General features: G+C 58.5%; 20 protein-coding genes. 14 read left to right on the top strand and 6 right to left on the bottom strand.

The window, feature by feature from the left end:
* The first annotated feature begins 1 nt into the window (after position 1).
* Genes HFC70_RS21775 through trbI form a run of 8 tightly spaced genes read left to right on the top strand, consistent with a single transcriptional unit; the run spans position 2 to position 8,030 of the window.
* A complete protein-coding gene (locus HFC70_RS21775) occupies positions 2 to 2,470 on the top strand; it encodes a conjugal transfer protein TrbE (RefSeq protein ID WP_168475405.1) in 2,469 nt (822 codons plus the stop codon).
* A 10-nt stretch (positions 2,471 to 2,480) separates the two neighbouring features.
* Complete coding sequence (gene trbJ / locus HFC70_RS21770; protein WP_246735912.1) at positions 2,481 to 3,251, top strand: P-type conjugative transfer protein TrbJ; 771 nt, start codon at positions 2,481 to 2,483, stop codon at positions 3,249 to 3,251.
* The gene (gene trbK / locus HFC70_RS21765) at positions 3,248 to 3,475 is read left to right on the top strand and encodes an entry exclusion protein TrbK (RefSeq protein ID WP_168475403.1); all 228 of its coding nucleotides are present in this window, start codon (positions 3,248 to 3,250) and stop codon (positions 3,473 to 3,475) included. Before trbJ ends, trbK begins: the two co-directional genes overlap by 4 nt.
* Positions 3,469 to 4,659 carry a P-type conjugative transfer protein TrbL gene (gene trbL, locus HFC70_RS21760; protein WP_168475402.1) on the top strand — a complete coding sequence of 397 codons (1,191 nt, stop codon included), beginning with the start codon at positions 3,469 to 3,471 and terminating at the stop codon, positions 4,657 to 4,659. Before trbK ends, trbL begins: the two co-directional genes overlap by 7 nt.
* A 17-nt stretch (positions 4,660 to 4,676) precedes the next feature.
* On the top strand, positions 4,677 to 5,354 hold the full coding sequence (locus HFC70_RS21755) for a conjugal transfer protein TrbF (protein WP_168475401.1): 678 nt from the start codon (positions 4,677 to 4,679) through the stop codon (positions 5,352 to 5,354).
* 17 nt (positions 5,355 to 5,371) lie between these two features.
* Complete coding sequence (trbG, locus tag HFC70_RS21750) at positions 5,372 to 6,223, top strand: P-type conjugative transfer protein TrbG (RefSeq protein ID WP_168475400.1); 852 nt, start codon at positions 5,372 to 5,374, stop codon at positions 6,221 to 6,223.
* Complete coding sequence (trbH, locus tag HFC70_RS21745; RefSeq protein ID WP_168475399.1) at positions 6,223 to 6,699, top strand: conjugal transfer protein TrbH; 477 nt, start codon at positions 6,223 to 6,225, stop codon at positions 6,697 to 6,699. The genes trbG and trbH overlap by 1 nt, the downstream gene beginning before the upstream one ends.
* 11 nt (positions 6,700 to 6,710) lie before the next feature.
* Entirely contained in the window at positions 6,711 to 8,030 is a 1,320-nt protein-coding gene (gene trbI, locus HFC70_RS21740) for an IncP-type conjugal transfer protein TrbI (protein ID WP_168475398.1), read from the top strand.
* 110 nt (positions 8,031 to 8,140) lie between these two features.
* Here the strand turns inward: trbI and HFC70_RS21735 are convergent, their stop codons facing one another.
* Positions 8,141 to 9,709, bottom strand: a complete 1,569-nt coding sequence (locus tag HFC70_RS21735; protein ID WP_168475397.1) for a DHA2 family efflux MFS transporter permease subunit — start codon at positions 9,707 to 9,709, stop codon at positions 8,141 to 8,143.
* Complete coding sequence (locus tag HFC70_RS21730) at positions 9,706 to 10,851, bottom strand: HlyD family secretion protein (RefSeq protein ID WP_210259379.1); 1,146 nt, start codon at positions 10,849 to 10,851, stop codon at positions 9,706 to 9,708. The genes HFC70_RS21735 and HFC70_RS21730 overlap by 4 nt, the downstream gene beginning before the upstream one ends.
* Positions 10,852 to 10,983: 132 nt before the next feature.
* On the opposite strand from HFC70_RS21730, the gene HFC70_RS21725 reads away from it, so the two are divergent.
* The gene (locus HFC70_RS21725) at positions 10,984 to 11,670 is read left to right on the top strand and encodes a TetR/AcrR family transcriptional regulator (protein ID WP_168475396.1); all 687 of its coding nucleotides are present in this window, start codon (positions 10,984 to 10,986) and stop codon (positions 11,668 to 11,670) included.
* A gap of 915 nt (positions 11,671 to 12,585) precedes the next feature.
* On the opposite strand, the gene HFC70_RS21720 is transcribed toward HFC70_RS21725, so the two are convergent.
* The 3 genes from HFC70_RS21720 to HFC70_RS21710 form a co-directional block, all read right to left on the bottom strand.
* Positions 12,586 to 13,389 carry a DUF3313 domain-containing protein gene (locus tag HFC70_RS21720; RefSeq protein ID WP_168475498.1) on the bottom strand — a complete coding sequence of 268 codons (804 nt, stop codon included), beginning with the start codon at positions 13,387 to 13,389 and terminating at the stop codon, positions 12,586 to 12,588.
* A gap of 251 nt (positions 13,390 to 13,640) precedes the next feature.
* Positions 13,641 to 14,981: a HAMP domain-containing sensor histidine kinase gene (locus HFC70_RS21715; protein WP_168475395.1), complete on the bottom strand. Its 1,341-nt coding sequence runs from the start codon at positions 14,979 to 14,981 to the stop codon at positions 13,641 to 13,643.
* Positions 14,978 to 15,649 (bottom strand): response regulator transcription factor, encoded by a 672-nt coding sequence (locus HFC70_RS21710; RefSeq protein ID WP_168475394.1) that lies wholly within the window; start codon positions 15,647 to 15,649, stop codon positions 14,978 to 14,980. Before HFC70_RS21710 ends, HFC70_RS21715 begins: the two co-directional genes overlap by 4 nt.
* 173 nt (positions 15,650 to 15,822) lie before the next feature.
* Here HFC70_RS21710 and HFC70_RS21705 point away from each other — a divergent pair, with 173 nt between their 5' ends.
* The 4 genes from HFC70_RS21705 to HFC70_RS21690 all read left to right on the top strand — a co-directional run bounded on the left by HFC70_RS21705 (position 15,823) and on the right by HFC70_RS21690 (position 21,221).
* Positions 15,823 to 16,977, top strand: coding sequence for an efflux RND transporter periplasmic adaptor subunit (locus tag HFC70_RS21705; protein WP_168475393.1), 1,155 nt, complete (start codon positions 15,823 to 15,825; stop codon positions 16,975 to 16,977).
* A 2-nt stretch (positions 16,978 to 16,979) separates the two neighbouring features.
* Positions 16,980 to 20,108, top strand: coding sequence for an efflux RND transporter permease subunit (locus tag HFC70_RS21700; protein WP_168475392.1), 3,129 nt, complete (start codon positions 16,980 to 16,982; stop codon positions 20,106 to 20,108).
* 269 nt (positions 20,109 to 20,377) lie between these two features.
* Positions 20,378 to 20,656, top strand: a complete 279-nt coding sequence (locus HFC70_RS27060; protein WP_246735905.1) for a hypothetical protein — start codon at positions 20,378 to 20,380, stop codon at positions 20,654 to 20,656.
* 214 nt (positions 20,657 to 20,870) lie between these two features.
* Positions 20,871 to 21,221, top strand: coding sequence for a hypothetical protein (locus tag HFC70_RS21690; protein WP_168475391.1), 351 nt, complete (start codon positions 20,871 to 20,873; stop codon positions 21,219 to 21,221).
* Between the two features lie 189 nt (positions 21,222 to 21,410).
* Here HFC70_RS21690 and HFC70_RS27305 read toward each other — a convergent pair whose 3' ends face one another.
* Positions 21,411 to 22,145, bottom strand: a complete 735-nt coding sequence (locus HFC70_RS27305) for a GntR family transcriptional regulator (protein ID WP_168475390.1) — start codon at positions 22,143 to 22,145, stop codon at positions 21,411 to 21,413.
* Positions 22,146 to 22,423: 278 nt separating this feature from the next.
* Between HFC70_RS27305 and HFC70_RS21680 the strand changes: the two genes are divergently transcribed.
* Positions 22,424 to 22,724 (top strand): ABC transporter substrate-binding protein (locus HFC70_RS21680; RefSeq protein WP_168475389.1); only part of this gene is annotated, 301 nt, incomplete at its 3' end.

Raw genomic sequence — 22,724 nt, 5'->3', positions numbered from 1 at the left:
GATGGTAGCGCTCAAATCATTCCGCCATTCCGGACCGTCGTTTGCCGATCTGGTGCCTTATGCCGGCCTCGTGGATAATGGGGTCATCCTGCTGAAAGACGGCTCGCTGATGGCCGGCTGGTATTTTGCCGGGCCGGATAGCGAGAGCTCGACCGACGCCGAGCGCAACGAGGTGTCGCGACAGATCAATGCAATCCTGTCGCGGCTGGGCTCGGGATGGATGATCCAGGTCGAGGCTATCAGGGTGCCAACTGGCGATTATCCGACTGAGGCTGAATCCCACTTTCCCGATCCGGTCACGCGAGCCATCGATGATGAACGTCGAGCGCACTTTCAGAGGGAGAGGGGGCATTTCGAGAGCCGGCACGCTCTGGTCCTGACCTGGCGGCCGCCGGAGCCGCGGCGCTCCGGCCTGACGCGCTATGTCTATTCGGATGTCGCAAGCCGCTCCGCCACTTATGCCAACAAGGCCCTTGAGGGCTTTCTGACTTCGATCCGGGAGGTCGAGCAGTATCTCGCTAACGTCGTGTCGATCCGCCGGATGATGACACGGGAAACGCCGGAGCGTGGTGGGTTCCGTGTCGCGCGATACGACGAGCTCTTCCAGTTTATCCGCTTCTGCGTGACCGGCGAGAACCATCCGGTTCGCCTGCCTGATATTCCCGTGTATCTCGACTGGCTGGTGACGGCCGAGTTGCAGCATGGACTGACCCCAATGGTCGAGAACCGCTTTCTCGGCGTGGTGGCGATCGACGGTCTGCCGGCCGAAAGCTGGCCGGGCATTCTCAATACGCTCGACCGGATGCCGCTCACCTATCGCTGGTCGTCCCGCTTCGTCTTCCTCGATGCCGAGGAAGCAAGGGCGCGGCTCGAACGTACCCGCAAGAAGTGGCAGCAGAAGGTGCGGCCGTTCTTCGACCAGCTGTTCCAGACGCAATCACGCTCGGTCGATCAGGACGCCATGCTAATGGTGGCGGAAACAGAGGACGCCATCGCCGAAGCGTCATCGCAGCTCGTCGCCTATGGCTATTACACGCCGGTCATCGTCATCTTTGAAGAAGATGCGTTCCGGCTCCAGGAAAAGTGCGAGGCCATCCGTCGCCTGATCCAGGCCGAAGGTTTTGGCGCCCGTATCGAGACATTGAACGCGACGGATGCCTTTCTCGGTAGCCTGCCCGGCGTCTCCTACGCCAACATTCGCGAGCCACTGATCAACACCCGCAATCTCGCCGATCTCATTCCGCTGAACTCCGTCTGGTCGGGCAGTCCGACCGCGCCTTGCCCGTTCTATCCGCCGGCCTCGCCGCCCTTGATGCAGGTGGCATCGGGGTCGACGCCGTTCCGGCTTAACCTGCATGTCGATGATGTCGGCCATACGCTGATCTTCGGCCCGACCGGCTCTGGCAAATCGACACTGCTGGCGCTGATTGCCGCGCAATTCCGGCGTTATGCGGATGCCCAGGTATTCGCCTTCGACAAGGGCGGCTCGATGCTGCCGCTGACCCTCGGTCTCAACGGCGATCACTACCAGATCGGCGGCGATATCGGCCCGTCGGCTGGTGGCGAGGTGAGGGCACTTGCCTTCTGCCCGCTCGCCGAACTGTCGACCGATGGAGACCGCGCCTGGGCGGCAGAGTGGATCGAGATGCTGGTGGCGCTGCAAGGTGTGACCATCACCCCGGATTATCGCAACGCCATCTCCAGGCAGTTGGCGCTGATGGCGGAGTCGCGCGGCCGATCGCTGTCGGACTTCGTCTCCGGCGTGCAGATGCGCGAGATCAAGGACGCACTGCATCACTATACCGTCGACGGTCCGATGGGCCAGTTGCTCGACGCCGAGCAGGACGGCCTGGCGCTTGGCGCGTTCCAGTGCTTCGAGATCGAGGAGCTGATGAATATGGGCGAGCGCAATCTCGTCCCCGTTCTCACCTACCTGTTTCGGCGCATCGAGAAACGCCTGACCGGCGCACCCAGCCTGATCATTCTCGACGAGGCCTGGCTTATGCTTGGCCATCCGGTGTTTCGCGACAAGATTCGCGAATGGCTGAAGGTCCTGCGAAAGGCCAACTGCGCGGTCGTTCTCGCTACCCAATCGATCTCGGACGCCGAACGATCTGGAATTATCGATGTCCTGAAAGAGAGCTGCCCAACCAAGATCTGCCTGCCGAACGGAGCGGCACGGGAACCGGGCACGCGGGAGTTCTATGAGCGCATTGGCTTCAATGAACGGCAGATCGAGATCGTCGCAACCGCCATTCCCAAGCGCGAATATTACGTCGTCTCCTCGGAAGGCCGAAGGCTCTTCAACATGGCGCTCGGTCCGGTCGCGCTCTCGTTTGTCGGGGCAACTGGCAAGGAAGACCTCAAGCGCATTCGCAGCCTGCATTCCGAACACGGGGCCGCATGGCCTCTCCATTGGCTCCAGCAAAGGGGGATCGCCCATGCCGAGACACTTTTCCCGACATCTTGAAACCGTACCTATGGTCGTCGTCGTTGCGAGCGCCCTTGCGTTTGCATTGCCAGCTTCGGCCTCGGCCGGCGGCGTGACGGGCGAAGCAACCGAATGGACACAGCTCGCCAACAACACCGAGCTGATCTCACTGGTCGGCAAGTCGGCCGAGCAGGTCAACAACCAGATCACCCAGATCTCGCAGCTTGCCGAGCAGATCCAGAACCAGATCAACATCTACAACAACATGCTGCAAAACACGGCGCAATTGCCAAACCACATCTGGGGTCAGGTCGAAAGCGACCTTACGACCCTGCAAAACGTAGTCGCGCAGGGGCAGGGCGTCGCCTTCTCGATGGGCAATATCGACGACGTGCTCAAGCAGCGTTTCCAGAGCTTTTCCGAGATGAAGAGCAACCTTCCTGATGGAGCACGCTTCTCATCCACCTATCAGAACTGGTCCGACACTAATCGCGATACGATCGGGGGCACATTGAAAGCCGCAAACCTCACGGCCGACCAGTTTTCGAGCGAGGAAAACACGATATCGTCGCTGCGCTCCATGTCGGAATCGGCCGACGGGCAGATGAAGGCACTTCAGGTCGGCCACCAGATCGCCGCCCAGCAGGTCGCGCAGATGCAAAAACTACGGGGTCTCGTCTCCCAGCAGATGACCATGATGGGCACATGGTTCCAGTCGGAGCAGGCGCAAAAGGATCTCGCCCAGGCGCGGCGCGAGCAATTTTTCAGCGGAAGCGAGCATGACATCCGTGGCGGGCAGACGATGGAGCCTCGCTGGTGAGCCCGCGTCTTGTCATCATCATGGCTGTCGTGGTGATCATCGCGTCCGGTGTCGGCGTCACCAGATGGATCGTCCAGCCACCTCCAGCAGCCCTGTCCGGAACGGGCGAAGCATCACCGCAAGCTGCATCAGACGCAGACCGCCGGGCTCACCGGGAAAAGTTCTTTGGCGGCAACGCCGAGCGCGACATTCGCGGCGGCCAGGAGATGAAGCCGAGATGGTGATCGTTCATCCCTCCCGGCGCATCGAGCGCGCCGTCGTCGCAATCGGCCTCGTCCTGGTCGCGAGCACGCCGGCTATGGCGCAGCAGGGTCAAGTGCTCACTACGCTGGAGAATTCCGTCGTTGCGGCCGCCAAAGGCTGGGAGACGACGGTAATGAATGCGGCGCGGTCGCTGTTCTGGATATTGGCGGGCATCGAGGTCGGTATAGCCGCCGTGTGGCTGGCGATCAATGCTGCTTCTCTCGACAGCTGGTTTGCCGAGCTCGTGAAGCGTATCATGTTCATCGGGCTATTCGCCTTCATCCTCGATCAAGGGCCCGCCTTCGCAAAGGCGGTCGTCGATAGCCTCTACCAGATCGGCGCCGGCGGTGGCTCGGCCTCGCCGGCCAACATTTTTGACGCCGGCATTCGTGTTGCGACCAAGATGTCCGAACAGGCGAAGTTCGGGCTTTGGGAAGACAATGCGCTGGCGATCGCCGCCGTCTTTGCCATGGTCGTGGTGGTTGTCTGCTTCTCGCTGGTTGCTGCGATCTTTGTCGCCGTGATGGTCGAGATGTATGTTGGCCTGCTCGCCGGCATGATCATGCTCGGATTGGGTGGTACGTCCTACACCAAGGATTTTGCCATCAAGTATCTGGTCTACACCTTTTCCGTCGGCATGAAGCTGATGGCGCTGGTGATGATCGCCAAGATAGGCTCGGACATTCTTCTCGGCCTCGCCGAGGCCCCGACAGCCACATCAGAGCGGTTCATCACCACACTGGCGATCGCCGGCATTTCGGTCGTTGTCTTCGTCATCGCCATGTATGTGCCGCCGATCCTTCAAGGCGTGGTCCAGGGTGCCTCCGTTTCCGGCGGTATGGAATCGATCCGCCACGGTGGACAGGCCGCATCCTTTGCGGCCGGCGCCGGCTTTTTGGCGACGGCAGCGGCCAGCAGAGGTTTTCAGGCCGCGAGTGCGGCAAGGGCAGGGGGATCGTCCCTCGGCAGTGCTGCCATGCGCGGCATGGAGGCCGGCATCGGTGGTGCTGCGGGCGCGGTTGGCTCGGCGGCCAAGGATAAGGCGATCGCTTCCCCCGGTGCCTATGCCGGTTCGCTGCTGGGGCTTGCCAACGCCAAACTCGACCAGCAATCGGGACGGACCGCATCGCCGCCTCCACCACCGCCACTTAACGAGACCAAATAACTGGAGGCCGATCAGCCATGGCCGGACACAATCCGCTCGATATTCCCGATTTTGCCAATCCGTATATCGCCGCCCGCAACGAATGGAACGAGCGCTATGGCTCCTATGTCAGATCCGCCGCCGCCTGGCGCATCGTCGGCATCGCCGGCATGACCATGGCGGTGATCGGCTTTGGCTACGCGCTCTACCAAAGCACCCAGGTCAAGCTCGTTCCCTATATCGTCGAGGTCGACAAGCTCGGCACGGCCGTCAATGCCGGCTTCCCGCAGCAGATCGAATATGCCGATCCGCGCGTGGTGCGTGCGACCCTCGGCAGCTTCGTGTCGAACTTTCGAAGCGTGACTCCGGACGCGGTCGTGCAGAAGCAATACATCGACAGAACCTATGGGCTGCTGAGGACATCCGATCCGGCAACCGAGAAGGTCAATGCGTGGTTTCGCTCGAACTCGCCGTTCGAGAAAGCGAAGAATTCGACTGTCGCGATCGAGGTGAACAACATCGTCGCGTTGTCGAACCAGAGCTATCAGATGGACTGGACGGAATTCGAGCGCGACCGGCGCGGCAAGGAAACCGCCGTCCGCCGCTTCCGCGGCATCGCCACGGTGACACTCACCCCACCACAGGACGAGGGCGTCATCCGCCTGAACCCCATCGGTCTCTATCTCCGCGACTTCGACTGGACAGCACAGCTTTGAAAGGCATGGCCCCGAACATGATCATCCCGCGAACAAGAACACGGGCCACGCTGACGGGCGCTCTCGCCTCGGCACTGTTGGCGTCTTCAGTGGTCGTTCCTCTGCATGCTTTTGCGGCCGATGGCGTCACCGCCAACGAAGCAAAAGGCATGGGCATCTCCACACAGTGGCGCGGCTCCCGCGGGTTGGTGACCAAGGGCGCCGACGGCAAGGTGATCTTCCTCTACGGCGAGGTCCAGCCCTCTGTCGTCTGCTCGCCACTACAGGTTTGCGATATCGAACTGCAAGGCGGCGAGGTCGTCCGAGACGTGCTGGTCGGCGACACGGTGCGCTGGAAGGTCGAACCGGCGACCTCAGGTGCTGCCGGCGGTCAGGCCATCCATCTGATCGTCAAACCATCTGAGCCTGGTCTTGTGACCTCGATGGTGGTGACGACGTCCAGGCGGACCTACCACATCCAGCTCAAATCGCATTCGACTCAGTATATGGCGCGTGTCGGGTTCGAATATCCGGAAGATGTTTCGACAAAGCTCGCTGACATCAATGCGCGGATCGAGGCAAGCACCATCCCGGGTGCTGGCGTTCCGGCCGAGCAGCTGAACTTTTCCTATTCGGTCTCGGGCAGCGCGGGCTGGCGACCGACGCGGGTCTATTCCGATGGCCTCAAGACCTACATCCAGTTCCCACGCTCGATCTCGGGTCAGGATGCGCCAGTTCTGTTTGTCACATCAGGGGGACTGAACCGGATCGTCAACTACCGGATGAAGGGCGACATGATGGTCGTTGACTACCATGTCGATCGCGCGGTGCTCGTGTCGGGGGTCGGTTGGAAACAGGAAAAGATCACCATCAAGCGGGGAGGGCGGTAATGAACATCCCTCTCTCCCATTCGCGCGCCGTGCAACCCCTCCGCAATTTTGCCGCAGCCTGTGCCCTCGCCATCCTTCTTTCCGGATGTCAGTCGATGGGAACTGAGGGCCTCGTTTCCAGCAGCGCGCCACCGGAAATCTCCGGTCCCGCCGCCAGCGCAATCGCCGGTGATATGGTCAGCCGCCTTGCCGAACAGATCGGGCCGGGAAAAGCGACTGTAGCTCTGAAGACTGATACCTCGCCCTTTGGACAGGCGATGGAAGCGGCGCTGAAGGGATGGGGTTATGCTGTCGTCACCGACCAGAAGACGGATAGCGGCGCAACCGTCATCCCGCTCGCCTATGTGATCTTAGACGTTGATGGTCAGGTACTGGCCCGTCTATCAACAAACAGCGTCGAGCTCGGCCGCGCTTATTCCGTCACGGCAAGTGGCGCGACGCCAGCGAGCGCCTTGTCGCTCATGCGGCGCGGGTAAGGGAGGATCATATGGTGCAATCTCTCAATCTCGGCGGTGCCCCAAACAACCAGGCCCCATCCACTATCCGGCGGATCAACCGTCTGCCTATAGTCGTCATTGTCGTCTTGGCGGTCACGTTTCTTGGCGTCATCTTTTATGGGCTCGCCTCGCGCGGATTGTATTTCGGCAGGGACACCGGCCCGGGACCAAGTTCGGGCAACCCCGCCTCGACGTTTGCCGACCAGATCAAACGCGGCGTCACCGATGGAATTATCGGAGAGCCGCAGCAGCAGATCACCTTCCAGCCGACACCGGTCGAGACGAAACAAGTTGACGAAAAGGCCAGCAATCCCTTCACGCCGCAGCCGGGGCAACGCGAGGTGCAGCAGCGCGGTCAGGACCTCGAAGCGGAAGGGGTCTGGCGTGCCCGTCTTCAGCGAGAACAACAGGAGCAGCTTCTGCGGGAGCAGCAGCGCCAGCGCATGGCCCGCTTGCAGGCGAACAACGCTGCCTATGATGCGCCGCTTGCCATCGATCGCGGCAAATTGGATGGGCGTGCTGAAACGCATGATGCGACCGCAGACACGGCAGCAAAAGCCGCGACAGTTCCGACAAATACCGGAAGCTCCCCCGATCTCTATGCAGCAGCGCTCCGCGCCGGGCTCGGTGGTCAAAACGTTGATCCCAATGCACAAGGCGCCAAGGAAGACTTCTTCAACGCCGACCTGAAAGAGCTTGGCTACCTGCCGAACCGTGTCGTGCCTCAACAATCGCCCTTCGAGCTGAAGCGCGGTTCGGTTATTCCGGCGACGCTGATCACGGGCATCAATTCCGATCTACCGGGCCGGATCACCGCCCAGGTAAGCCAGAGCGTCTACGACAGCGCGACAGGGCATCGTCTGCTCATTCCGCAAGGCACGAAGCTCTTCGGTCGCTATGACAGTAAGGTGTCTTTTGGTCAGAAACGCGTTCTCGTTGTCTGGACCGACATCATCTTCCCGAATGGCTCTACACTGCAAATCGGCGGCATGTCGGGGACGGACGCGCAAGGATATGGCGGTTTCAGCGACAAGGTGAACAACCATTATTTGAAAACGTTCGGCTCGGCGGTGCTGATTGCCCTAATCGGAACAGGGATCGACATGGCCGTTCCGGAAAGTTCGACGCTCGCAACCCAGGACACGGCCTCGGATGCGACGCGGCGGAATTTCGCCGAGACGTTCGGCCGGGTCGCCGACCGAACCATACAAAGGAACGTGGATGTTCAGCCAACACTGGAAATTCGCCCTGGCTATCAGTTCAACGTACTAGTGGATCAAGACATATTGTTTCCGACAGCATATCGATGAAGGTTTCAGCGGCGCGGAGTCATTAGCCGAGAAGTCAGGCCGGCTAATCCCAGATCTACGTTGAGCGCACGACGTTCCATTATCAATTCCTTGCAAGATTGGATCAAAATTCAGTGCACCGCAGCGACCTCCGTACCTGGCTTCGGTTTACGAAGTAGCAGGACGAGCGGGATGCTTCCGAGGATGGCAGCGCCCATGATCCAGAAGCAGTCGCCATAGGTCATCACCAAGGCCTGCCTCTCGATCAGGCTCGACAGTTGCGAGGCCGCCCGGAGCTTCGCGGTCGCGGCGTCGATACCCTGGCTGACACCGTCGGCGGCGAGGCGAGCCTGACCGAGCAGCGAGTTTGCCGTCACGGACTCGCGAATGGTATCGGAATGAACGGCCGTCCGCTGGTCGATCAGGATGCCGCTCAAGGCCAACCCGATAGAGCCGCCGAGATTGCGAGCCATGCTGTAGATGCCCGCGCCGTCGGGCGCGTTTTCGCGTCCGAGCGCCGCCATCGACACCTGGTTGAGCGGCATGGCCGCCAGGATCTGGCCGACCCCGCGCAACAGTTGGGATACCGTGAACTCCAACCCCGCGCTGTCGGGGCCCAGCCCGACATCGACGAAACAGCTCGCGGCGAAGAAGACGAGGCCCAGGGCCACCATCAGGCGCGCATCCAGACGGCCAATGATGCGTGGAAGAACGGGAACCAAAAGAAACACCGGGAGCGCCGAGAGCGCCATGACGCCTCCGGCCTGCCGCGGGTTATAGCCTGCGATCCCGCTCAGAAACTGAGGAACCAGGAAGGTCGCGGCATAGGTCGCCGCCCCGACCACGAGAGCGATGAGCGTGGCGCTAGCGAAGGCGCCGTTACGCAGAAGCCGCAGCCTGATGACCGGATCTGCGCTCGTCTTCTGAGCCACCGCAAGCGCGATAAATCCCACCAGCGATGCGATGGTCAGATAGACGATGGTCGAGGATTCGAACCAGCGGTCGCGTTGCCCGTCTTCGAGCACTACGGTGAGGCAACTGAAGGCCACGGCCATGCCGAAGATCCCGAGCCAGTCGGCCTGCGCCAGCAGCTTAAAGTTCGGGCTGTGCCGCGGAAGCCCGACAAGCAGCAATGTGACGAGTGTGACACCGACCGGAAGGTTCAGAAAGAAGCACCAGCGCCAGTTCATCTCTTCGGCGAGATAGCCGCCGATGATGGGACCGAGCAGGGGTCCGAGAAGCACGATGACGCCGAATATGCTCATGCCGACGGGCATCTGCCGGGCAGGCAGCCTCGTCCGGACGATAACCTGCGCGGTCGGGATCAGGGCACCGCCGAAGAAGCCCTGGCCGATGCGGCCGAGGATCATCATGAACAGACTATCGGACAGGCCGCAGACGATGGAGAAGAACACGAAGGCGACGGTGGTGATCAGGAGCAGGGTGCGCAGCCCGAGCAGCCTGGTGAACCAGGCCGTCAGCGGGATCATGATCACTTCGGCGACAAGATATCCCGTGCCGATCCAGGTTCCCTCGGTGCCGCTCGCGCCGATCTCACCCTGGATCTGCGGAAGCGCCGTGTTGGTGATGGAGATGTCGAGCGTAGCCATCAGCGCGCCGAGCGCGCCCGCGACCACCGCGATCCAGTCGGTTAGGGCCGCTGTCTCCGGTGGATTGCTCGAAGACGTTTCCGCGCTCATCGCGTGGACGCCATTTTGCCCGGGACGGAGGCCTTGGTGTCGACGGAGACCTCGATCGACATGCCCGGCACCAGCGTCGGGATGTTCTTCCCTACGGCGTCGAGCCTAATGCGGACTGGGACGCGCTGGACGATCTTGATGAAGTTGCCGGTGGCGTTCTCCGGAGGCAGCAGTGCGAACCGCGCGCCCGTGCCCGGCGAGAAGCTGTCGATCTTACCCGTGATCTCCAGATCAGGATAGGCGTCGATGGTGATGGTTGCCGGCTGGCCGGGGCGCATGTCGCCGATCTGAGTCTCCTTGTAGTTGGCGACGAGATAGATCTGGTCAACAGGGACAACCGTCAGCAGAAGCGTTCCCGCCTGCGCGAACTGGCCGAGTTGCACGGTTTTGTCACCGATACGGCCGTTGATCGGGCTGCGCACCACCGTCTCGCTCAGATCAATCTGTGCCTGGCTGAGACTTTCCTGTGCGGCGGCCAGTTGCGCATACGCCTTTTCGATTACCGCCTGAAGCGACAAGATCTGCTGGCGGGACGCGTCGACAACTGCCTTCTTCAACCGGGTCGTCGACCGGGCCTTGTTGAGCGCGCTGCGCTTCTCGTCGACCTGCTGCTGTGTCTGAATACCGCGGGCTGCCAGGGGCGAGGTCCTGTCCAGTTCCTTCTGCGCCAGGTCGGCATTGGCCTCGGCGTTCTCGAGATCGGCCTCAGCTTGTGCGATCACCAGATCCTGCTGCTTCAGGTCGGCCTTGCTCTTGGCGACGTCGGCCTGACGGGCGGCGACCGTCGCCTCGGCCTCGCGAACCGCCATCTCGTATCGCCGGGGATTGATCTTCACCAGCGGTTGGCCCGCGACCACTTGCTGGTTGTCTTTGACGTAGATTTCCGCGACCTGGCCCGCCACCTGCGGGGCCATCGAGACCTGGTCGGCGCGCAGGTACGCGTTGTCGGTGCTCTCGACGAAGCGACCGGAGACATACCAGTGACGGCCGTAGACGCTCCCGGCGATCGCACCGAGGCAGGCCGCTCCGAGCAGCGCGTATCTAAGCTTGCGCTTCTTGGCGGGCTTCTTTGCAGGCGGCTCGGCCGACGCCTTGTCTGTTGCGATGACGTCGATGTTTCGTGCGGAGAGGGTGGTGTCCATGACTGGGCCGATGCGCTGATTTATTCCATCTGGAAGAAATATGGCATCCGATAGAAATATGTCAATCGGAAGAATTTTTCCGAATGGAACATTTTATTTCTTCGTGGTATCGTCGGCGAACAGGAGATGACGATGAAAAGCATGCGACGGCACAAGACCGAGAGCGCATATCCACGGGGCGAGGAGACGCGGGCGAGGATCATCCGGACGGCGATCGCCCTGTTCGGAGAAAAGGGCTTTGCAGGGGTTTCGACCCGCGAGATAGCAGCGGCGGCGGATGTCCCGGCGCCTTCGCTCCAATACTACTTCGAGAACAAGGAAGGCCTGTACAAGGCATGTCTCGAAGACATTCAGGCTGCAGCCACCGAAGCCGCCGGTCCCGCGCTCGCCCACGCCGAGGCTCTGATCGCCGCGCAGTCCAAAGACGTGACAAGTCTGATCGAAGCCTACTGCGACATCCTCGACAGGCTTGCGGACTTCATGTTCGACGCCCCTGATTCCGCGAGCCGCGCTCTCTTCGTCGCACAGCAGCACGCTCCGACGTCCTCGGCCTCGCGACCCGTCGCGGACAAGCCTCTCGGCCGTCGGATCAGGCAATGCTGCACCGGTCTGATCGCTGCCATCTCGCGCGGCGACCCGTCTGCGGAAGACCTGCAGGTGAGGGCCGCCACGATCAACGGCCAGTTGCTCGTGGTTCACCTGACCCGTCACATGATGTCCGAACTGATCGGGTGGGACGAGATGACCTCGGCCAGACTGGCGGTCGTCAAGTCCACGATCCGGACGCAGACGACGGTCGTCCTCAAATCCTATCGCTGAACTCACGGCGGACACGCCAGCCCGCGGTCAAAGGCAAGCTGTCTGCAACCTCCTATTGAATGCCCAGCGTTTCTCGGCAGGTCGGTGAAAATTTTTGCCCGGAGTTCCTAAAGCAGCTTTTGATGGTCAGCGGGTTCAATCCGTTGCAAACCTGTTTCATCTCCACCTGACACATATGGGCAGTGACCCAGAACGCCTGGCATGTTGGCGACAGGCTTGCTTTGTTCTCTTCAACGCATGTTGAGATAGCATCAGGGGTAAGCCGCCATGGCCTAAGGCACTTCGATCGGATCTCGGCTCCGCATTGTTCCTTCACAGCGGGAGACACGGGAGCTGCCGAGCTAGTTTGGGATGCCATGGTAATGCCGAGGATTAACATCGTCGACGGAAGTAAACGCTTGCCCGGGGCAGAGATGGTTGCCAGAGACTTCAAGTTTAACATGCTTTGAGCCGGTGCAGAGGTTTCCTTTCGAGAGGCTCTCTGCTCGGTCATAACCAAGACCTCGAGAAACGCTTGCTGCGCAATCCGGCTCTAAGATCATCTAGGTCCGGAAACACGCTTGCGGATGGAAAAAGCGTCATAATAACAGTCGATAATAAAATTTGAATAGTCTTGACCCAAAATATCTTGTCGCAGGGAGCCATATCTTTGTTCCTTTTCTTTAAGAAGGTCGTCTCGCGTCGACAATGATCTTAGAGAATTGCAGGGACATTACATACAAACCGGCTTGATCGAGTTTTCACACTGCAGCTCCGGGTTCAGAAATAAATTTCGAACTTGGAGGCGGTGAGCGGAGCAAGGCTGGAGGCTGGCCCTTGCTCCGTTCACCAACCCGGCAGAAGAGGCCCGTCTGTTCCTGCTAAGCAGTTATTCCGCCAGCAGGCAGTCTTGGACAATGCTAGGTGTTCTGATGGTCATTGTGCTGGCAATGTCTTCGGCTTCTTATCGGTCCATTGTGGTGGAAGACCGTAATTGCCCGCGACCTTGCCAACCAAGCCTGGTGCTCGCCCGAACGCGTCGCATGCCGCATATTTTGGTTTGCCGCCGAGCCAGGACTGGACCCGGTTTCTTGAAGGGATAGTGATGTCCAGCATCTTTGGTTCCTTGCCCGTTATCAATGTCTGCGAAAAGTCGCTGGCAAATTTGGTTGCAAGGCCATAGGCATCGCCGACTTCCGAATAACGGGGCTTGTCCTGAAGGAAGTTGGCTCCGCGGCTCCACATCATCGCTGCACGTTGAACATTGGAACTGTCGGTTGCTTCCGCCTCGACTGCAAGACCGCCAAGGCCGATGGGTATGCGTGGAATGCCGACAAGAGGGATGTCGCTCGGGATCATGAAACCACCGCCAACGCTGGCAACCGTCGCGGCCGCCGCCACCCCTTTGTTGGTCGGTACAATATCGGTGACGACAGAACGGATGGTCAGATCCGCTCGTTGACTGGCCGGCACTAATTCATACTTGTCGCTCAATGCGACACACAGGGCGCGGTCCAGTGCATCGGAAACCAAGTCACGGTCGGCCTGCAGTTTGATACGAGATGCAGCGTTGAAAGAGAAGCTGGTTGGAATGATCCGAACCGTTTTTATCTGGGCCAGTTGTTGACCATCTACGTATAATCGTCGCTTCTTGCCAAACTTGCCCTTCTGTGGGCTTAGGTTCGCGTAGGAGGTCAGCGTTCCGCTTTCTGCCAAGGGTATGGATGTACAGCCGGCCATCGCACTCGCGATGATCACAAACAGAAAAACGAAAAGCAAACGTCTTGGCGGACCTTCGAAAAAGCGACTGAAGCGATGATTGTAAATTTGCACGTTCTCAGGTCTCCAACATTGATGTTGGAGGGACAGTCGGAGCCAAGGGTTGCGGCAGCATTACAAGATCCGCTGGTCCTGCAATTCTCTACGCAATCGAGAGAGAATGTCGAAGCAAACGCAATGGACGCCGTTAAGGTGACAAAAACCACGCCATATCATAGGCGGACGGTAACTCTTGTGCCGCCTGAATGGCTATGGATTCCGACTTGTCCGCCGTGGTTGATGACGATCTGCTTCACAAGGCTTAGACCAAGCCCGGCGCCCTGGCTTCTCGGGGTGACGCGGTAGAATGGTTGAAATACCAGTTCCTGATGTTCAATCGGGATGCCGGGTCCCTCATCGCCGACGGTGATCTCACCACTCGCAGAGACCGAGATCTCAATCGTTCCTCTTCCATCGCAATGGTCAATCGCATTGCGCACCAAGTTGCCGATCGCCCGGGTCAACGCAATGGTGTTGCCATTGCGAGGGAGCGCTTCCACCTCATTTTGAAATGAGATTTCATAGCCTGATGCGATTGCGAGAGGTGCAAAGTCAGCCACCACGGCACGCGCGATCTTAACGAGATCGACCTCTTCATCAAGGTCTACCGCTTGATCGTTGCGTTCGAAGTCAAGCAACTGTTCCGCCGTGTCGGCGAGGCGCGCTACATCTTGCAGCATCCGTGTGCGCTCTGGACCGTCCGCCATGCCGTCGATGCGCGTTTGCATAATGGCAATGGGAGTCCTAAGCTCATGAGCAGCGTCGATCAAGAACCTTTGCCTTTTTTTGAATTCCGCCTCAAGCCTCTCAAGTGCCCCGTTGAAGGCCACGACGAGCGGAGCGACCTCGCTTGGAATTCCTTCGACAGGAAGACGGCTGCCCTGACGAGGCGGGTCGATCTGTGCGGCCCTTTCGGCAACATAGCTAATTCTTGCAAGTGCGCTCCGCACAATCCAGGGAACTGCAATAAATATGGCGGGCAATGCTATACCAAGCAGCGATCCATAGATCGGATACGCGCGCCCGAGCAACGCAAACAGTGGTGAACCTTTTCCAGCGACGCCTCCAAAAAGGATACGCACATCACCGAGCGATGTGGTCACATCGTCGATCGACGCGATCTCTTTGATACCATCCGCCCCCCGGATATCAGCGGCCCTAATCAGGTGGGTTATAGGGGCAATTGCAGCATAGGGCGGAGGAATAGCTCCCCGGGACACGAAAGCGCCATCGGCGGTGGCTGCTACAAACCACAGCCGGCTGTTCTCGTTCAACAGCGTCGTCAGTGATTTAGTCTCTTCCAACTCAAGCTGGCCACGGTCATTTCGTCTAATTGACTCAGCAACTGCGTTCTTGACCTCGCTCTCCATCGCGATATTGGGCGACATCACCATCGTGCCATACACTGACAACCCGACGATCACACCGCCGATGACGGCGCTGATCACCAGGCTGAGTTGCCAGCTTAGGCGCCACCAGAGCGACGGAGTCGTGGAATGTGAGGAACCCATCATTCTTCCTTCAGGAGGTAGCCGACACCGCGGATGTTGTGGATTGTGGCACCCGCATCGACATCCGACAGTCTCTTGCGCAGCCTGGAAATATGGGCATCCAAGGCATTTGATTGGATCTCTTCTTCGTAGTTATAGACCGCCTGTTCGAGCGTGGACCGGAGAACGGTCTTGCCCTTGCGTTTAGCCAGGGCCTGGAGAACCAAGAGCTCCCGGCGCGGAATATCGAGCGTATCGCTTCCAATTCTAACAGTGAGGTTCAACGGGTCGATCGACAATCGCCCAACCCTGACATCTTGATCCACTACGCCAGAGGGCCGTCGCAGGAGCGCGCGGACACGCGCCATCAACTCCTCGACCAAAAACGGCTTTCCAAGATAATCGTCGGCACCGAAATCGAGGCCGGCAACGCGTTCCATTGGCTCGTTTCGGGCGGTAAGTACAATGATTGGCGTGTCATTGCCTGCACGCCGTAATACCGGGATGAATGTCAATCCCTCTCCGTCCGGCAAACGCCGATCCAGAAGAATGGCGTCGTAGTCATTTTGAAGAACGAGCTCGTGAGCATTGGCGAGATACATCGTGTGGTCGGTAACGATCCCGTGCTTTGACAGCGCAGCCGACAACGCCGTCGCCAGCTCTTTTTCGTCCTCGATCAATAGAAGTCTCATCGTAGCTCCGCATCCGGTCCTGGCAGCAATGTCGCCAAGAACATTGCAGCAGCATTACGAGGATTAAAAGATGGCGGGTAATGCTGCTGCAATTGTCGAACCTCATCATCCACCTACAGACGCGGCACCAGACGGCTTGATGCGCGGTGCCCTATCACAACGAGGTCGACTTCATGGCATTCCAATGGAAGAGAATATTCACAATAACCGCGGCGCTACTTGGCGCCTTCTATCTATCCGTCGAACTCATTGATCCCGCACGGGGAACAAGCGATGTGAATGAGCGACTGCAGAAGGTGGTGGTGGCCGCGCATGTCCGTGCCGCGACATCACCGTTCGAACTGTCTCCGATGGAAGTCGCTACAATTCAGCCGGCTGCGTTTGTTGAGCGGCTCAGGGTAACGGGCGAACTTCGCCCCTCACGTCTCGTAGAACTTCGCGCCATTCGTGGGGGCAGGATTACCCGTTCGAACATCCGAGAAGGACAGAGGGTGAGGGCGGGTGACGTCTTGATCGCGTTTGAATCCAATGACCTTCAGGCCGGTCTGAACCAAAAAGAGGCGGACCAGGAAGGTGCAATGGCCGAAATGGTCCTTGCCATGCAGTCGCTCAACCGGATTGAACAACTTGCGAGCAAAAGGGTCGCAAGCCAAGAGCAACTCGACAAAGCACGAAGCGAGGTTGCGGGAAGAAAAGTCCGGCTGGATAGCCAGGCCGCCCAAGTCGAAATAGGGCGAACAGCGTTGCAAGATGCGGAGATCCTTGCCCCCTTCGACGGCGTCGTCTCGAAGCTGTTGGTCCATCAAGGTGCGCAGATCCCGGCAGACGCGGAACTTCTCACCCTGGTCGACGTAAGCGATATGGAAGCCAGGGTTCTGATTTCCACACAAGAGATTTCGCGCGTCGCCGTTGGACAGGTGGTGGAGCTTCAAGTCGATGGACTCCAAAATCAGGCGATCAAGGGAGAGGTTGCTCGCATCAGCCCGGTGGCAGATGATGGCAGCCGCAGTGTGGCTGTTCATGTTCGTCTTCCAGATGAAGGCTACAACTTCAAGGGAGGCATGTTCGTCCAAGGATCTATTCTTGTTCGCCAGACTGAGGGGGCCATTACCGTTCCGGTTGCCTCGCTTCTGGGCGACAAAAAAGACGCTTACGTTCTCAAACTTACCGACGGAGTTCTCCTCCGCCAGCCGGTGACCATCATCTCCAGGTGGGATGATGGTCAGGTCGCTGAGGTCTCCGGTCTTTCAGCGGGCGATTTGATCGTAAGGACGCCGCATGCCGAGCTCCGGTCGGGTGTTGCCGTAACAGTCGCGGAGGTGGGATAAACATGTTTCTCACCCGCATGTCCATCGGTAACCCGGTTTTTGCCACGATGATGATGGTGGTTCTGCTGGTGTTCGGCGCCTTCGCGTATGATCGTCTTGGGGTCGATCAATTCCCCAATGTCGATGTCCCGGTTGTCGTCGTCACAACCACTTACCCAGGTGCCACGCCCGAAGCTGTCGAGGTCGACGTAACGAAAACGATCGAGGCGGCGCTCAACACGATCAGCGGCATCGACGAGGTAACGTCTACATCCTACGACGGTCGATCCGTCGTCGTGGCAAGTTTCAAACTGGAGGTGAAAAGTCCGGTCGCGGCGCAAGATGTCCGCGACAAGGTCGCTGCCCTGGACGCAGAACTTCCTGACGAGGTCGAGAAGCCGGTCGTCTCGCGTTTCAATCCATTCGACGAGCCGATAATCTCGATCGCCGTCACGTCCGCAACCTTGGGCGTGCCCGAATTGACCAACCTTGTTCAGAAGCGCGTAATCCGCGAGCTCGCGACCGTGTCCGGCGTTGGACAGGCAACTTTGGTTGGCGGCCAGAAGCAGCAGATCGATATTCGAGTAGACGAAACTCGGTTGAGCGCTTTCGGAGTAGGCGTCGATGAAGTTATCGAAGCAATCAAGACCAGCAACAGGAACCGGCCAGCCGGAAGCGTGATCACCGGCCTTTCCGAACGCAGCATTCAAATCCAGGGGCGGGTCTCGGAGCCCAAGGAACTGCTTGACCTAGTTGTTGCTCGCCGCGGCGGGGCACCTGTTTACCTGTCGAACGTGGCTTCTGTTAAAATCGGCCCTGCGGATCCAGAAAGTCGAGCCCTATACAATGGAGAGACCGCGCTCGCGATTGACCTCGTCAAGATCCAGGATGCGAACACGGTGCAGGTCGTGCGTGATGTTCGCAAGCGGCTCGATCAGCTAGAAAATGTTTTGGCTTCAAAGGATGCGCGGCTTGAAATCATCAAAGATGCCTCCAAGCCGATCGTCGAGTCACTCAGCGAGGTCCAATCCGCCTTGATCGAAGGAGCGGCGCTTGCAGTCGCCATTGTTTTCCTCTTCCTCAATTCCTGGCGAAGCACAGTCATAACCGCGCTGACGCTGCCAATTTCGATGATTGGGACACTCGCCATCATCGATTTCTTGGGTTTCACCCTCAACATGCTCAGCTTGCTTGCTCTCACGCTCTCGATCGGCATCCTGGTGGATGACGCAATTGTGGTGCGTGAGAATATCACACGGCACCTGCACATGGGTAAGTCGCACTTTCAGGCGGCGCTTGATGGCACAGCCGAAATCGGGCTCGCCGTGATGGCAACGACGGCCGCAATCGTTGCCGTCTTTCTGCCGGTTGCTTTCATGGAAGGCATGGTCGGGCGTTTTTTCTATGAGTTCGGCGTTACCGTGTCCGCAGCCGTGGTGATTTCGCTTTTCGTGGCGTTTACGCTTGATCCCATGCTCTCGAGCATTTGGCATGATCCAGATGCAGAGCCGGACGCGGTTCGCGGGCCGATCGGCCGCACCATCGCACGCTTCGACAGAGGCTTTGAACTGCTCGTCACGATTTACCGGAAGATGATCCGTTGGATGCTGCGCTACCGCCTCGTGACATTGATGTTCGCAACAGCGGTATTTGTTGCAAGCATTTTCATGGTCCCCCTCGTGGGCGTCGAGTTTGTCGCAACTTCGGACGAGGGGCAGTTTCAGATCAACGTGAGCGCTCCAGCGGGCTCTTCACTGGATTACACGACGGCAAAACTTCGACAGGTTGAAGCCGCTTTGCGTGAATTTCCCGAGGTAGCCTCTACCTATTCGACGATCAATACGGGCGGCAATCCTGGCAAACACAACGCGGCATTGCTTGTCAGTCTTGTGCCTCACCACGAGCGTGAACGGACTCCTGTGGCGTTGGCTGACCCAATTCGTCAGCGCCTTTCACAGATCCCCGGCATCAAAATCGCCTTTATTCAATCAGGTCTCGGTGGTGGGGCAAGTCCGATTCAACTGAGCTTGTTGGGCGATGATCGGGCGGTGTTGGAAAAAGCCGCGGCAGAGCTGATTTCGGATATGCGCCAGATCCCAGGAGTGGTGGATATCAATTCTAGCAGCAGCGACACGAAGTTGGTTTTTTCGGTACGGCTCAAGCCTGAGCAAGCCGGGGATCTTGATGTTGGTGTCGACGACATTTCCGCAGCGCTCGCACCATTTGTCAGTGGTGAAGAGGTCGGAACCTGGTCTGATAGCCTTGGTGAAACTCACGACCTGGTCGTTCGCCTACCCGAGAACCAACGAGACACTGTCTCTGCCATTCGCGATCTGATGATAAAGCTACCTAACGCCGCCTTAAACGGGGAGAGCGCTCAGATGGTGAGGCTCAACCAGGTTGCTGATATAGAACTGGTCCCAAGTGCATCAGAAATTCGCCGGCTGAACCAGTCACGGGAAATTCTGATCTCCGCCGATGTATCGGGCCGCGCCATGGGTGACGTCACGGCCGATCTTGAAGCCATCATAACGGAACAGAAACTCCCTGCGGGATACCGGATCAAGTTTGGAGGAGACGCCGAAGACATTGGGACCGCTGCTGCAAGCCTGATCAAGGCTCTGATCATGGCAGTGATCTTCATTTACGTCGTGCTCGCATCGCAATTCGGAAGTTTTTTGCAACCACTTGCCATCATGGCGGCGCTTCCTTTGTCGTTGGTGGGCGTATTGCTTGGGCTGTTGGTCGCTGGAAGCACCATCAACATGTTTTCGATGATCGGCTTTATCATGCTCATGGGGCTCGTCACGAAAAACGGCATCTTGCTTGTCGACTTCGCCAACAGGGAGCGTCAACGGGGACTTTCGGTCCCCGAGGCTTTAGCGAATGCTGGCGCTGTGCGCTTTCGCCCGATCGTCATGACAACGCTGGCGATGATCTGCGGGATGATCCCTCTTGCCCTCGTCACTTCCGGGGCCGGTGCGCAAAGGGCACCCATGGCACATGCGGTCATTGGCGGGCTTCTGAGTTCCACGATACTAACCCTTATCGTCGTCCCGGTGATCATTTCCTGCATCGCCAGCTTGGCAAGGAAATTAAATGGGCAGCCGTTGCTCGAGGCCCCACAAGACCATTCCCAAGTGGCGAGGTAGGGCAATGGCAATAAACCGCAGAACGATTAGCCACGTCGTTGGCCGCCTGCTCTTTTCCGCGTTCCTATTCGGTGCGCTGCTCGGGGGCCCGATTATTCTCCTGATAATGCTATCGCGCCGCTTCATTCAGTAGCTCGCCCTCAGCGCTTCACGTGATGTAGCGGCGCCGGGTCGCCAATCCTGCAATGCAGCCGCAATGCTTCTCTCCCACTGTCCGGCGCTGTCGTCATCGGCGATCTCTGCTAAGCCAAGAACAGGAGATATCCTAAGTGTTCAAAGACAATCGTCTTCCTCCCATGCCAGAGCGATGCGCCGCGTCGGCGCGGTTTCCTTTTACAGTGGATCCAATCGTCAGGCCCTTAGTCACGGCGACTGCTTTGGTCTCTCTGCTGTTTCCAGCAACCACCTGGGCTGCTGATTTCGTTATGGAGGAAGCCGCGGTCGCGCCGCCGGAACAGTCCGACAATGGGCGGTTCGGCGGCGTTCGCCGGAAGTTGGATGACTGGAAGGTCACAGTGGGTGTCGGTGCGGTTTATCTTCCCGAATAGGAAGGCTCGGATGAATTCGAGATCCAGGCCTTTCCAATCGTGTCAGCGCAATTCGGTGACCGCGTCCACCTATGAAACCGGACCGTTCGAAGTCAATGCTATCCAACCATTCGCGATGCTGGGCGTCGGCTATCAATTCTAAACCTATCGTCAGCATCGCGGGTTGTTATCTGGCCGCGGTGCATTGTAGCAGAACCACTCCGAGGAGCGAATAATGCAAATAATGACCCTTCAATCTAAGAGCAGACGCGTTAACATCCTGTTATACAACAACAATCCAACAATTGCCTGTCGCCTTACAGAACCTCTGACGTCCCAAAACTTGACCGTGACAACAGCCCATTCACACCAAGACCTTCAGGACGCCATTAATTTCGGGGGGCTAGATGTCGCCACCACCAATACAGCAGGTGTTGAAATTACCCGTTGGATGACGACGCTCCCGGTAATAAACTTTGACGCCTCTGTTTTTGCCCCTCCCAGGAAAGCAGATGGGAAGAATCTGGCAAAGCAACTCGATTCAGTTGCTTTCATCAAGAGGCTGTTCGACGTGGTGCGCCCATGAGTGTTCTGAAAAGGCCGAACGGATAAGCACTTGCTCGCGTCCCTCGTCTTTCGAATATTGAGCCCCGTTGAGTAGGCAATGTCATGGAGTCGAGGGAGGAATGTTGTGAGGCAATGAAGCCTAAATGAGGAAAAAGACGAACTTTCGATCACTACACGTACAGTGAAAAAAATGCGGCTCGACGTGAGCTCAGCCCCCCGCGCCGTCAGCCCCGCCCGAAGCAAGTTTGTAAAAGCGCCTGATCGACAGATGGGAAGAGCGGATGTCGAGATTGATCGCCCGACGCGCCCCAACGCGATTCCGCTGCGCAATAGCGTCAATGACGTCGCTGTGGATGCGAACCCCGTTGTTGAAGATCCGCTCGAACAGCGCCTTGTCCCTGCGGGCGGATGCCACAATCGGACCTGTGCGAAGCCAGAGCGTGGAGATGATGTCGAGTAGCTGCGGATAGCCGCCTGCGCCGTAAAGCTCGAAATGAAAGGCTTGATTGCCGGCGAGCGCTGCATCGAGGTCCTTGGACTCCAAGGCCTCTCTGATGCTTTCGTTGTGGCGCTTCAGAGCCTCGATCAGAACGGGATCCTTTGGCGCGCTCGCTGCCCGTTCGGCCGCATAACCCTCGAGCTGCATGCGGACCCGGATGTAGTTCTCATGATCCGATGCGAGATAGGGTGCAATACGCAGCATCCGCGGCCCCGATTGCTCGATCGCGCGTTCCGCAATCAAACGCGCCACCGCATCGCGCACCGGCATGGCGCTGGTGCCGAGCGCCTCTGCCAAACCACGAATCGACACTTGTTCACCGGGCAAGAACTCGCCCTTTAGAAGGCCGAGCCTGAGGCTTTGATAGACACGCTCCTGAACAGTCGTCACATCTACCGGCGTAAGGGTATGCTGGTTGTTGTACTTTGCTTCAAAGGTATTCACGTGCTCGGGGCCTCATCAGGCTGGTCAAAATATCTTACGTGCCGCCCAACGATAATACAGTGCGGGTGCGAGGCGGCCCCATTCTAATTGGCTTTTATGTCTAATTCTTTGAGCAAGCAACCAACGTAACGTGCGAAGAAAATCACGTGTGATCACATATCTCAAATCTTTACAGGCGCAGGATGTTGTGGTTAGAGTGTTGGCGTGTCCAGGAGGGCGCCGAAGGTAAGTACCGGTGCAGCGGCACAGACTTAGTCATAAGCGGGAGGAAATCGATTATGAGACGTATTGCCATCATTGCGGCCATGTCCGCAGCGGCCTTAAACACGACCGCACTCCACGCCGAGCCATTGAAAGTCGGAATTATCGAAAGCCTGTCCGGCGCACAAACGTCGACGGGTCGTCTTTACGCCAACGCCGTCAAATACGGTGTCGAGCGTATCAACGAGGCTGGCGGCTTCAACGGAGAGCCGGTGGTGGTCACTGAGTACGACAATGCCGGTGGCGCCCCCGATGCTGCCGACAAATTCCGCAATGCGGTCGCAGATGGCGTTCACATAATCTTCCAGGGTGCTTCGT

Origin of the sequence: Agrobacterium sp. a22-2, from assembly GCF_012276985.1 — a bacterium.
Classification (GTDB): domain Bacteria; phylum Pseudomonadota; class Alphaproteobacteria; order Rhizobiales; family Rhizobiaceae; genus Allorhizobium.
This window is presented reverse-complemented; position numbering and strand designations above follow the sequence as displayed.